The organism is Fibrobacter sp. UWH5 (genome assembly GCF_900142505.1).
GTDB lineage: Bacteria > Fibrobacterota > Fibrobacteria > Fibrobacterales > Fibrobacteraceae > Fibrobacter.
In genome coordinates this window covers 100,641-112,657 of the sequence record NZ_FRBB01000003.1, presented here as the reverse complement: position 1 = coordinate 112,657, position 12,017 = coordinate 100,641, and the positions used below count along the sequence as shown (strand labels likewise).

Sequence of the window (12,017 nt, the reverse complement as noted above, 5' to 3'; positions counted from 1 at the left end):
TAAGTTATGGCAGAATTCCTGTATAAGGCGACCAACAGCGCCGGTAATAAATTTGAAGGCTCCATTGAGGCGAAGGATAAGGCAGAAGCTGAAGCCCTCTTGATGCGTCGCCGCTTGATTATCGAGAGCTTGAAAAAGAAGCCCATGGAAATCAAGATCAATATTGGTTCTGGCATTAAGCCCGCCGATATTTCTCGTTTTACCCGTATGTTCTCGTCTATGAGTTCTGCCGGTCTTCCTATGCTTCAGTGCTTGAACATTTTGGAAGAACAGTGCGAAAATCCTGAATTGAAAACTGTGATCCATAAGGTGACTCAGTCGATTAACGGTGGTTCTTCCTTGGCTGATGCGCTGACGCAGCACCCTAAGGTTTTTACGACCTTGTATACCAACATGGTGGCCGCAGGTGAAGCTGGTGGTATTCTGGATGGCATTCTTGCCCGTTTGGCCGAAACTCTTGAAAACGGCGAACGTCTGAAGCGTAAGGTGAAGAAAGCCTTGACGTACCCGGTCATGTTGATCATCGTGGGTATCTTGGTGGTGATTGCACTTATGACTTTCGTGGTGCCCACCTTCGCCGCTCAGTTCGCCGCTCTTGATGCTGAACTTCCTGCTCCCACACAGGTGGTGATGAACATTTCTGACTTCTTGCGCGATAATGGTTTGCTCCTGGGTATTTTTGTGGTCATTCTCATTGTGGCTTATAAGTTGGCGATGAAAGTTCCTAAGGCGAAGTATGCCTGGGATGGTCTGATGCTTAAAATTCCTAAGCTAGGAGACCTTCAGATCAAGTCCACGACTGCAAGCTTTGCTAGAACTTTGGGCACCTTGCTTAATGCTGGTGTGTCTGTGATGGATTCTTTGAAGGTTGTGGCCTCTACTGTTTCGAATAAAGTTGTGGAACGTGCCATCGGTCGAATTTCCATCGGTATTGCTGGTGGTAAATCCATTGCGGAACCTATGGCCGAATGCAACCTGTTCCCGCCCATGGTGATTCAGATGACGGGCGTGGGTGAAAAGACCGGTAACCTTGGCGGCATGCTCCTGAAACTTGCAGACTTCTACGACGAAGAAGTGGATGCCGCAGTGGATGGCGTGGTGGGCATGATGGAACCCTTGATCATCGTGTTCCTGGGTGGTGCCGTGGGTGGCTTGCTTATTGCAATGTACATGCCCATGTTCTCTATGTCTGACTCTGTTAAGGGCTGACAAACGGGTTTTGTCAAAGCAAAAAACGCGGACGTGTTCCGCGTTTTTTTTGTTTTTAAAAGTTAGATATTTTGATTCTGTTGATACACTAAATTTATTATTGATATTCAAGTCTATTGGCTATTAGCGGCACAGAAGGGTATATTAAATCATGTAAGAAACAGCGAGGTACAACATGAAATCCAAAATCCTTCTCCCCTTCCTCACTGCAGGCGTAATGTTCTGCGCATTTACTGCATGTTCCGATGATAGCTCTAGTCCGACAGATTCGGGCGCTGTTATGAATCCCTCTGGAAACGTGGACGATCCCGCAAATCCTGGTGAAACTCCCGTAGTTCCCGGTGAAACTCCCGTAGTCCCCGGTGAAACTCCCGTGGATCCTGGCGAAACCCCTGTGGTCCCCGGTGAAACTCCCGTGGATCCTGGCGAAACCCCTGTGGTCCCTGGCGAAACTCCCGTGGTTCCTGGTGAAACCCCTGTGGTCCCTGGCGAAACTCCCGTGGTTCCTGGTGAAACTCCTGTGACTCCCGGCGAAACTCCGGTGGTTTCTGAACCTTATCGCCTGACGATTGAAAATACCTATGCAAACAACGCTTCCGTCGAAGTGGCCGATTTTGACAGCTATAATTATTACGGGGCTGAACTGACTGGAAAGGATCAGTTTACATATGGTCGTTTTGAGGCTCGAATGAAGATGGTCTCCATTCCTGGTTCTGTAAGTTCCATGTTCCTTTACTATGATCCGTCCTATATGTTGGGCGATGAACCCTGGAATGAAATTGATATTGAAGTTCTTGGTGTTAATCCCGGCATGTGGCAGGCTAACTTGATTACCCGTGAAGCGGATGTGGAAGGTGGCCGTAAGAATCCTAAGAAAACTTCCGAAACGAAGACTGGCTTTGGTTTCAACGCTACTGAAGATTTCCACCTATTTGCCATGGTCTGGACTCCGGAATATATTTCCTGGGAAATTGATAGTGTCGAGGTCCGTCGTGATGTTCTGGGAATGACTAAGGGACAGGTCGAATTTATGACTAAGGAACAGTCCTTGCGCTTCAACTTGTGGGCTTCCAAGAGTACATCCTGGGTTGGCAAGTTTACTGGCGCTGAATTGGCTGATGGTCCGGTCGCTCAGTGGATTGACTATGTTCGAGTCTATTCTTACGACACTGCAACAAAGACCTTCACTGAATCCTGGACTGACAACTTTGACGGTGAACTGGATGCCTCTCGCTGGTCTGCCGGTAACTGGGAAATGGAACACGTCATGTTGAAAAAGGAAAACTTGGTCGTGGAAGATGGATACTGCAAGCTTCTTATGACTCGCGAAGCCAAGTAAAAGCCCTTCTTGTTGAATCCTCTCTAGATAATGCCCTGCGTCGAGAAGACTCGGGGCATTTTTATATGCATCCCTAGAACAAGAGTCCTCGAATTCGTGCGCTAAAATTCTATCTTTTCCGCCGAAAAAACAATAAGGGACACAATATGCCTACTATGACTTCTGCGCAGGTGCGCGAATCTTTTATTAAGTTCTTCGAGAGCAAGGATCATCTGTTCGTCCGTAGCTCTCCCGTGGTTCCTCACGATGACCCCACCTTGATGTTCACCAATGCTGGTATGAACCAGTTCAAGGCCATCTTCCTGGGTGACAATCCCAAGGGCTGGAAGCGTGCATGCAACAGCCAGAAGTGCCTCCGCGTTTCTGGTAAGCATAACGACCTTGACGTTGTGGGTCGTGACAACTACCACCACACTTTCTTCGAAATGCTGGGCAACTGGTCCTTCGGCGACTACTACAAGAAGGAAGCTATTAGTTGGGCATGGGAACTCTTGACCGAAGTCTGGAAGCTCCCCAAGGAACGTCTCTTTGCAACTGTCTATCAGGATGATGACGAAGCATGGCAGATCTGGAAGGACGTTTCCGGTCTTCCCGATGACCGCATCATGCGCTTCGACGCTCACTCCAATTTCTGGGAAATGGGCGACACCGGTCCTTGTGGCCCCTGCTCCGAAATTCATTACGACCGCGGCGACCTTGCTACCCAGATGGAAACCTTCAAGGATCCTATCCTGGGCGTGAACGGCGAAAACGACCGCTACATCGAAATCTGGAACAATGTGTTCATGCAGTATGAACGTATCAGCGACGGCTCCCTCATTCCGCTGAAGGCAAAGAACGTTGATACCGGTATGGGTTTCGAACGTATCTGCGCTATCCTCCAGGGCAAGCGTAGCAACTACGACACCGACGTGTTCACCCCGATTATTTCCAAGGTTGCTGAACTTTCCGGCGTACCTTACACTGACGACGAAAACGGCACCCCCCACCGCGTGATTGCAGACCACATCCGCGCAGTCTCCTTCGCTATTGCTGATGGCGCTCTGCCCTCTAACGAAGGTCGTGGCTATGTGCTCCGTCGTATTCTCCGCCGCGCAAGCCGCTTTGCTCGTCTGCTCGGCCAGAAGGAAGCTTTCATCTACAAGCTGGTCCAGGTTCTTGCTGATACCATGGGCGAAGCCTTCCCCGAAATCCGTCAGCGTCAGGCTTTCGTGACCGAAGTGATCAAGAGCGAAGAAGACCGCTTCATCAAGACTCTGGATGCAGGTCTCGAACGTTTCGAAGCCATCGTTACCGAAATGGGTTCTGCCAAGGTTGTGCCGGGTGACAAGGTCTTCGTGCTTTACGATACCTACGGCTTCCCGCCGGACCTCACTGGCATCCTCGCCGAAGAAAAGGGCCTCACCATTGATGAAGCCGGTTTTGAAAAGTGCATGGAAGAACAGAAGGAACGTGCCCGCGCCAACATGAAGCAGGGCATCAACACCATGGGTACCGAAGGCTGGACCCAGTACTCCGAAGCTTCCACCAACTTTGTTGGCTACGAATTGTCCGCTTGCGAAACTAAGGTTGTCCGCTATCGCGAAGACAAGGGTGTTCTTTCCATCGTTCTGGAGACTTCTCCCTTCTACGCCGAAATGGGTGGCCAGGTTGGCGACAAGGGTATGCTGGTTTCTGCCGACTTGGAACTGAGCGTATTTGATACTGTCAAGGTGAACGACACCGCTCTCTGCCGCGCCAAGGTGGTGAAGGGTGAAGCTAACGAACAGACCATGGGTGGTGTGTTCATGGCTACCGTCGACAACGAACGTCGTATGGACATCCGTCGCAACCACTCTGCAACCCACTTGCTCCAGGCCGCTCTCCGCGAAGTGCTTGGTTCCCATGTGCAGCAGCAGGGTAGCTTGGTGACTCCGGATTCCCTCCGTTTCGACTTTACTCACTTCAACGCCATGACCGCTGAAGAAATTCAGAAGGTGGAAGACATCGTCAACGCTAAGGTCATGGAATGCTTGCCGGTGAATACCGACGTCATGGGCGTGGACGAAGCTAAGGCTTCTGGCGCTATGGCTCTCTTCGGCGAAAAGTACGGCGATACCGTACGCGTTGTGAAGATGGGTGCCGCTGGCGAAGAATTCTCCAAGGAACTTTGCGGTGGCTTGCATGTTTCCAATTCCGGTAACATCGGCATGGTAAAGATCATTAGCGAATCCAGCGTTTCTGCCGGCGTCCGCCGTATCGAAGCTGTCACTGGCCGCGGTGCTATGTCTATGCTCCGTGCTGGCGCTCAGATTGTAAATGCTCTCCGCGATCGTCTCCGTTGTAAGGATGCCGAAGTTCTGGATCGTATCCAGCAGTCCTTCGAAAAGACACAGTCCCTTGAAAAGGCTCTCCAGTCCGTGAAGCTGGAACTGGCAACAATGATCGCTGGCGACGTTCTGAATGGCGGCCTCGACGTCATGGGTGTCATGCTCTACGTTCGCGAATTCGATATGCCGGAAGATAAGTACAAGGAACTCCTGGACGGTATCCAGAACAAGCTGGACAAGGGTGCCGTGGCTGTCATTGCTAACAAGGTAAACGGTGCTGGTTCCATCGCCGTTATCGTGGGCAAGGATGTTCAGGCTAAGGGCATCAAGGCTGGCGACATGGTCCGTGATCTTGCCGCAGCATGTAACGGTAAGGGCGGTGGCCGTCCGGACCGTGCTCAGGCCGGTACCCGTGAACCTGAAAAGATTTCCGCAGCTATCAAGGACGCCAACAACTGGATCCGTGCAAAGCTGGGCTAATTAGACGAGAGAGCAGGTATGAGGGACTCCTTTGAGGTAAATAATCGCGCCGAAGGCGCCTAACTCTAGCTCAACGCTCATAACTGTTCACTCTTTACTTCCTACTAAACAAGACCTCTGCAGAAATGCGGGGGTCTGTTTTTTTTGCATAGGATTTACAGGTTAGCGATTCTTTTTTGTTTATATTTATTTGTGGATTAGGGAAAGGATGGACTATATGAGATTTGGGTACACCAAGAACGCACCTGCTTTTGCGTTGGCATTTTTATCTACAGTTTCTTCTGCCGTGGCTGCTGACTGGTATGCCAAGGAAACTCAGTGGGCCGGCCATGATCCGGACATTATCCGTTATGAAGACGGGTACGCCTTGATGACTACGGACAACCATCTGCTGATGCAGACTTCCGAAGATGCCTTGAACTGGAAAAAAGGCGAACCTGCCATGCCCCAGTTCGAGAAATGGCTTTATACCTATGCGCCAAACATGATCGATATCTGGGCGCCGGATATACATTTCATTGGTGGCGAATACCGCGTGTACTATTGCGGTTCCGAAATGGGGATCCGTTCTTCCGGTATGGGCTTTATGTCCAGCAAGGAAATCGATCCCACGAAACCTGGTTATGGTTGGACGGACCAGGGCGAGGTGATTCATACCGTAAAGAACGACGCTTATAATGCCATTGACGCGGCGGTGCTAAAGGACCTTCAAGGCAAGGTCTGGATGGCCTTTGGCTCCTGGGGTACGGGAATCCACATCATTGAACTTGACGAGAAAACAGGCAAGGTGACCAAGGGGGCGGAACAAATTAATATCGCCAACCGTGGTGGTGCCGGTGTAGAAGGGGCTAGCCTCATTGAACATAATGGCAAGTACTTCTTGTTTACGGCTTGGGATAACTGCTGCAAGACAGGTGCTAACCTTGATGGAAATTCCTACAAGACTGTTGTGAACCGCGCTAATTCCATTACGGGACCTTACCTGGACCGTTCCGGAAATCAGGCCCTGAAAGGTGGTGGAACCATTTTGCTGCAACGCTACGGACGCTATTACGGACCTGCCGGCGGCGAAGCTTTTGAAGATATTAATCGTCAGCGCTTTGTGAATCATTACTACGATAAGAACGATACTGGTCGAGCTAAGATCCAGGTTCGCGACATTGTCTATACGGAAGACAACTGGCCTGAACTCGGTCAGCCGTTTCTGGGACGTTATTTGAGTGCCGAAGCGGAACATGGAATTCTCAGCAACGTGGAAATCTCAAGCAGTTCCAAGGCTTCCAACGGCGAGTATGTTGGCTACATCAATGAACCTGACAGCCGTATTCGTCTGCCGATGATTATACCTCAGGCTGGCGATTACTTGATCCGCTATCGTTACGCCAATGACTGGACCGATGAAGGTTCCCACTTTGTGGATGTTAACGGCGTAACCCGCGAAGTGAAGCTGCCCATTACTGGAGCCTGGGGTGAATTCCCAGAAAAGTCTGTGGTCTATATTCCCGCCAAATTGAAACGTGGCAGTAACTTTGTTGAAATTACCAAGGGCAAAAGCTATGGGGAACTGGATCGACTGGACTTCCTCCGCATTATTCGCGATACCATTCCTGCAAATGGATTTGATAATGGTATTCGCCTTCGCCTAGATGAAAATGACCAGATGGCAATCAAGGATGGCGGTTACGCCATTTATGAGAATGTCATTACGGATTCTATTACAGGTCCTGCTGTTCATGTAGAAGTGAAGAATTGTGCTGGAGGATCACTTTCCATTAGAACTGAAAGCAAAAAGGGCGATGAAATTTCCAAGTGCGATCTTCCCACGTCTTGTGGGGATTCCAAGTGGGTTAGCGTAAAGTGCTCCGATTTGCCTGAGCTGAAAGGCGTGCAGGATTTCTATGTAACTGCTTCTGGATTATCTGGGGAATTGCTGGTCGGGAACATCAAATTTTCTAAGGCGGCTGAAGCCGAGGGCGATTCTCTAGAAAGAATTTCTGCTGTGAAATCCGTTGCTGGTATGCACTATGATGGAACTACACGAACCGTAGAACTTTCAAGAGATATGCGTTGGACTGTTTTTGATTTGAATGGGGTCGAGGTCCGTCGAGGCTTTAGTCGCAAGGTTGATCTGAAAAACCTTGGTCAGGGGAGCTATCTGGTTCGTGCTGGCGGTTCTTCTGTGAGAGTCCATTAAAACTCTCTAAATGGCGTGTTGCACGCGAAAGGAGTATGCTAGAAAGGTAAAAAGTTCTATATTGAACCTGTACTTTTACTTTTAAGGCGTTTTATGAAAATCGGTAAGACTGAAGCTCGTTTGAATGCAGAAATCGAAAAGCGCGGTGCGTTGTTTGCTGTGCTGCTGGATCCTGATACATCAGACGAGACTGCCTTTGTGAAGGCTGGTGCCATGGCTGCTGAAAATGGCGCAGACCTGCTGCTGGTAGGCGGCTCCTATTTGGGTAATTTCACCTTGCCGAAACAGGTGGCTGCTCTTAAGGCTAATGTGGATCTTCCCGTTGTCCTGTTCCCGGGTGGCGCTTCTCAAGTTGTTCCTGGTTTTGATGCCATGCTGTTCATGACTTTGGTTAGTGGCCGCAATCCCAACTACCTGATCGATGAACAGGTTCGTGGTGGTGCCTTGGTTCGTGCCCTGAACATGGAAGCCATTCCTACGGCTTATCAGTTGATCAATAGTGGCAAGCGTACTACAGTTGAATATATCAGCAATACCATGCCGGTACCTGCTAACAAGCCTAAGCTCAGTATGGTGAATTCCATTGCCGCAGAACTCATGGGCATGCGCTATGTCTATCTGGAAGCAGGTAGTGGCGCCGAAGAGCCCGTTCCTGTAGAACATATTGCCTACACCCGCAAGGCAACCGAAATGACCATCATTACTGGTGGCGGTATTAAGGACCCGCAAACGGCTGCTGTCCGTGTTGCTGCCGGTGCAAATATCATCGTGACGGGCACCCTGTGGGAAAAGGTCCAGGACCCGAAACTCCTTGCTGAATTCTCTGCTGCGATTCATACTAAGGGTTAACATACCTAACGTTGCAAAACGTTGTATAAAATCAAAAAGGCTCCACCAAGGTGGAGCACTTTTTTTTGGATGAGATTGTTTGAACGATTTGCTATTTCCGTTTGCGGGTCTGCTTCTGCTGAATGTATTTCGTCAAGAAGTTGTAGAATTGTTCCGTCTTGGAATTGTCCTGTTTGTTGCGTCGCAAGGAAACCACGATATCTCGCTTGAATTCGGTGTCCGTAATTTCAAGGAGCTTAATCTTTTTGTGATCCATCTTTCCCCAGGAAAGTTCTGGCCAGAATCCCACTCCGATACCTGCGGCGACAGCTTCCTTGATTGCGGTTGCGTTGTCGCTTTCAAAAGTGACATTGGCGTGGAAGCCGATTCTGTCGCAAAGCTCGTTGCAGATTTTGCGGTATTGCTTGGATCCGTAGAGTCTGATGAATTTTTCATCTTTTAGATCGAGAAGGGAAATGGAACTAAGCTTTTTGTATTGGGCTGTATTGGGAACGGCCAAGAAAATTTTTTCGGAATGGACGAAAGTCTTGTCGCTATTTGTATTATCCAGTTCCGGTTTGTAGGTGGCGTATGTCCTTACGCAAATGTCGAAAATGTTTGTTTCTTCATTTTGGATAAGGTCTACGTTTATGTCGGAATTGTTCTGCTTGTATTCAATGACGGCATTTGTAATTAATGTTGATGCCGCAAGAACGTTCAGCTTGACATTGTTGTTCTGCTTGTTGGCTGTGGCTCGCAGTTGTTCGGGCAGCTCCATCATGTTGGCGTAAAGGGGGAGCATCTTTTCGTAAAAGAATTTTCCGCTTTCTGTAAGTTTGATGTTTCTGCCGGATGTCTTGAAGAGCGCTACACCGAGCTCATCTTCCAATTTGTGTATGGCTTGGGTGAGAGCTGGCTGGACGATGCAAAGGTTTTTTGCGCTTTGAGTGACGTGCTCAGTGCGTGCCACTTCTAGAAAGTATTTAAGCTGAGTCAGTTCCATCAATAATAAATATAAAACTTATGTCTTCTATTTCCTAGGTTTTTAATTGATAATATTTAATTATTGAAATATCATAAAATTTGATGAAAGTTTTGTGTAATCATCAAAAAAAATTATCAATGTGATATGAAGAAATTATTAGTCAAACTGGAATGTTGATTCTAGATTTGGCGCCGTAAAAAGAGCTCTTAAAATTCTAATCGTCAAAAAACTCTTAAGGAGATTGATTTATGAAGCTCAGGTTTGTTGCTGCCATGGCCGTTGTAGCCTTTGCCGCCTTTACCTTCACCGCCTGCGACAAGGCCAATGCCTGCAACTATAATGAGTCTGCAAATACTCTTACTTGCCAGGAAAAAACTTACAAGACCGTAAAGACTGGTAATAAGGTCTGGATGGCAGAAAACCTGGCTCGCTTTGATTCTGATTCTAGCTTCTGCTATGGAAGCAATCATGAAAACTGCGAAAAGTATGGACGTCTCTATCCTTATGAGTCCGCCAATACAATTTGTCCCGATGGTTGGGCTTTGCCGTCTCAGGCAGATTTTGAAGGTGTTGATCTTAAAGTTCTTAATGTCTTGAATGCCGGTTATCGCTATGCTAGTAACGGTAAGTTTGCCGATGAAGGTGTCAGCGCCAGCTTCTGGACTGCAGATTCTTATGACGATGCCCGCGGAACTATGGTTCGAATCAAGGATGATTCTATCTCCTACGAACATTTCAGCAAGAGTATCGCCTACTCTGTTCGTTGCATCAAGAAGTAGCACTTAAACATTTATCAATATACAATCAAACATATGGAATGGCTAATTAATCTCTTTATCGGTACTTCTGTAGCGCAGCAGGTTGTTGTGCTCTCTTTCACCGCTGCCGTGGGCCTTATGATCGGAAAGATCAAGGTCAAGGGTGTTAGCCTGGGCGGCGCGGGAGCCCTGTTTGTCGGTATCTTGATGGGCCATGTGGGCTTGCGCATTGAACCGAATGTTCTGCACTTCATGCAGGAATTTGGCTTGATTCTTTTTGTCTACACCATTGGTATGCAGGTGGGGCCTGGTTTTATTGACTCCATCCGCCGCCACGGCCTTGTACTTAACATTTTGGCGGTAAGCGTTGTGCTTATGGGTGTGATTGTCACCCTCTGCCTTTACTTCTTTACGGATATGCATAACAACGTACCCGTGCTCATTGGAATGCTTTGTGGCGCAGTCACAAATACGCCTTCCCTAGGAGCCGCAAATTCAGCCTTTGTCGCGGCCGGGGCAGACACATCCCTGACGGGCATTGGGTACGCTGTTGCATATCCGTTTGGCGTTCTCGGAATCATTCTGGTCATGATTCTTATTCGAATCTTCTTCAGACAGGATCCGCAAAAGTCTGCAGATGATTATGCTTCTGAAATCGCAGCGACCCGCAAGGATATCGTTTCTTGCAGCCTTTCTCTGGATAACAAGAATCTGTTGGGTTCCAAGATTAAGGAAATTCCGGGAATCCGCTCCAGTGGCGTTGTTATTACCCGTCTCCTTCGCGACGGCAATGTTTCTATGCCCGACGGTAAGGTGGAATTGCAGCAGGGCGACTGCCTCCACATTGTGGGCTTCCCTGAAGCAGTTGCCGAAATGGAAAAGATTATCGGTACCCGCCTGTCGAAGCCGATTACCGAAAACGATTCCAAGTTTGAAACTCGAAGCATCCTTGTGACCAATAAGAAAGTCCTGGGCAAATCTTTGGGCGAACTGGCTCTTGAACGTTTCGGTGTGACTGCAAGCCGTGTCGTGCGTGGTGAATTCAAGTTTACGGGTCGTCTGGATCTCCGTCTGAAATTTGCCGATAAGATTCTTGTTGTCGGTCCTCGCGAAAGTATAGATGCTGCAGCAAAGCTCCTGGGTGATTCCCTGAAGGCTCTTGAACATCCCGAAATTATTCCCGCCTTCGTTGGAATTTTCCTGGGAATTATCGTTGGATCTATTCCCCTGACCATTCCTGGAATGCCGACCCCGCTGAAACTTGGTCTTGCTGGTGGCCCGCTGGTTATTGCCATCATCCTTTCCCGAGTTCGTAAGATTGGCCCTCTGAATTTCTTTATGGCGGCAAGCGCAAACTTGATGCTTCGAGAACTTGGTATTACTTTGTTCTTGACTTGCGTCGGTCTCAATGCCGGTATCAAGTTCTTTGACGTGTTACTGAAGGGAGATGGTTTTTACTACATGGGACTTGCCGCACTTATTACCTTTATCCCCTTGATGGTTGCGGGTATTGTGGGCAAGCTGGTTTTCAAGGTAAATTACCTGAGCCTGTGCGGTGCCATCGCTGGTTCCATGACCGATCCTCCGGCACTTGCCTTTGCCAATGGCCTTTCTGGAAGTGAAGCTGTAAATGTGGGCTATGCTTCTGTGTATCCGTTAACAATGCTGCTCCGTATTTTGAGTGGCCAGGTACTTGCCATTATTCTCTATAGCGTCGTGTGACGGATCTAGAAAACAGGTTCTTTGTTCTCCTCCAATCGAAATCCTTAATCCCCGGTCTCGCGGCAGACCGGGGATTTTTATCCAGTTTGCAGTTTTTTGCCCGATTTCCCCATATTTCAGGGATGTTCTCGTTTGCAATCCTTTTTTTAAAAGTGTATTTTTCAAGGAAGAAAAGAGCCGCAAGCAAATTGCG

At 48.6% G+C, this 12,017-nt stretch carries 8 protein-coding genes; 7 read left to right on the top strand and 1 reads right to left on the bottom strand.

Annotated features, from left to right (window positions below; translation table 11 throughout):
- Nucleotides 1–6: 6 nt before the first annotated feature.
- From BUB38_RS04485 to BUB38_RS04465, 5 genes are all read left to right on the top strand, one after another.
- Nucleotides 7–1,209, top strand: a complete 1,203-nt coding sequence (locus tag BUB38_RS04485; protein ID WP_073157647.1) for a type II secretion system F family protein — start codon at nucleotides 7–9, stop codon at nucleotides 1,207–1,209.
- Between the two features lie 175 nt (nucleotides 1,210–1,384).
- On the top strand, nucleotides 1,385–2,548 hold the full coding sequence (locus BUB38_RS04480) for a family 16 glycosylhydrolase (RefSeq protein WP_073157644.1): 1,164 nt from the start codon (nucleotides 1,385–1,387) through the stop codon (nucleotides 2,546–2,548).
- A gap of 146 nt (nucleotides 2,549–2,694) precedes the next feature.
- Nucleotides 2,695–5,337, top strand: a complete 2,643-nt coding sequence (alaS, locus tag BUB38_RS04475; protein ID WP_083538371.1) for an alanine--tRNA ligase — start codon at nucleotides 2,695–2,697, stop codon at nucleotides 5,335–5,337.
- Between the two features lie 217 nt (nucleotides 5,338–5,554).
- A complete protein-coding gene (locus BUB38_RS04470) occupies nucleotides 5,555–7,531 on the top strand; it encodes a family 43 glycosylhydrolase (RefSeq protein ID WP_073157936.1) in 1,977 nt (658 codons plus the stop codon).
- A 93-nt stretch (nucleotides 7,532–7,624) separates the two neighbouring features.
- Nucleotides 7,625–8,380 (top strand): phosphoglycerol geranylgeranyltransferase, encoded by a 756-nt coding sequence (locus BUB38_RS04465; protein ID WP_073157638.1) that lies wholly within the window; start codon nucleotides 7,625–7,627, stop codon nucleotides 8,378–8,380.
- Nucleotides 8,381–8,471: 91 nt separating this feature from the next.
- Here BUB38_RS04465 and BUB38_RS04460 read toward each other — a convergent pair whose 3' ends face one another.
- On the bottom strand, nucleotides 8,472–9,362 hold the full coding sequence (locus tag BUB38_RS04460; RefSeq protein WP_073157636.1) for a LysR family transcriptional regulator: 891 nt from the start codon (nucleotides 9,360–9,362) through the stop codon (nucleotides 8,472–8,474).
- 230 nt (nucleotides 9,363–9,592) lie between these two features.
- Here BUB38_RS04460 and BUB38_RS04455 point away from each other — a divergent pair, with 230 nt between their 5' ends.
- Together BUB38_RS04455 and BUB38_RS04450 are read left to right on the top strand one after the other, a co-directional pair.
- Nucleotides 9,593–10,123: an FISUMP domain-containing protein gene (locus BUB38_RS04455; protein WP_073157633.1), complete on the top strand. Its 531-nt coding sequence runs from the start codon at nucleotides 9,593–9,595 to the stop codon at nucleotides 10,121–10,123.
- Between the two features lie 33 nt (nucleotides 10,124–10,156).
- The gene (locus tag BUB38_RS04450; protein WP_073157630.1) at nucleotides 10,157–11,824 is read left to right on the top strand and encodes a putative transporter; all 1,668 of its coding nucleotides are present in this window, start codon (nucleotides 10,157–10,159) and stop codon (nucleotides 11,822–11,824) included.
- Nucleotides 11,825–12,017: the final 193 nt, after the last annotated feature.

Excerpts from the sequence above, each read along its gene's own strand:
- BUB38_RS04485 (WP_073157647.1), top strand. The coding sequence starts at position 7 with ATGGCAGAATTCCTGTATAAGGCGACCAACAGCGCCGGTAATAAATTT.
- BUB38_RS04480 (WP_073157644.1), top strand. The coding sequence starts at position 1,385 with ATGAAATCCAAAATCCTTCTCCCCTTCCTCACTGCAGGCGTAATGTTC.
- alaS (WP_083538371.1), top strand. The coding sequence starts at position 2,695 with ATGCCTACTATGACTTCTGCGCAGGTGCGCGAATCTTTTATTAAGTTC.
- BUB38_RS04470 (WP_073157936.1), top strand. The coding sequence starts at position 5,555 with ATGAGATTTGGGTACACCAAGAACGCACCTGCTTTTGCGTTGGCATTT.
- BUB38_RS04465 (WP_073157638.1), top strand. The coding sequence starts at position 7,625 with ATGAAAATCGGTAAGACTGAAGCTCGTTTGAATGCAGAAATCGAAAAG.
- BUB38_RS04460 (WP_073157636.1), bottom strand. The coding sequence starts at position 9,362 with ATGGAACTGACTCAGCTTAAATACTTTCTAGAAGTGGCACGCACTGAG.
- BUB38_RS04455 (WP_073157633.1), top strand. The coding sequence starts at position 9,593 with ATGAAGCTCAGGTTTGTTGCTGCCATGGCCGTTGTAGCCTTTGCCGCC.
- BUB38_RS04450 (WP_073157630.1), top strand. The coding sequence starts at position 10,157 with ATGGAATGGCTAATTAATCTCTTTATCGGTACTTCTGTAGCGCAGCAG.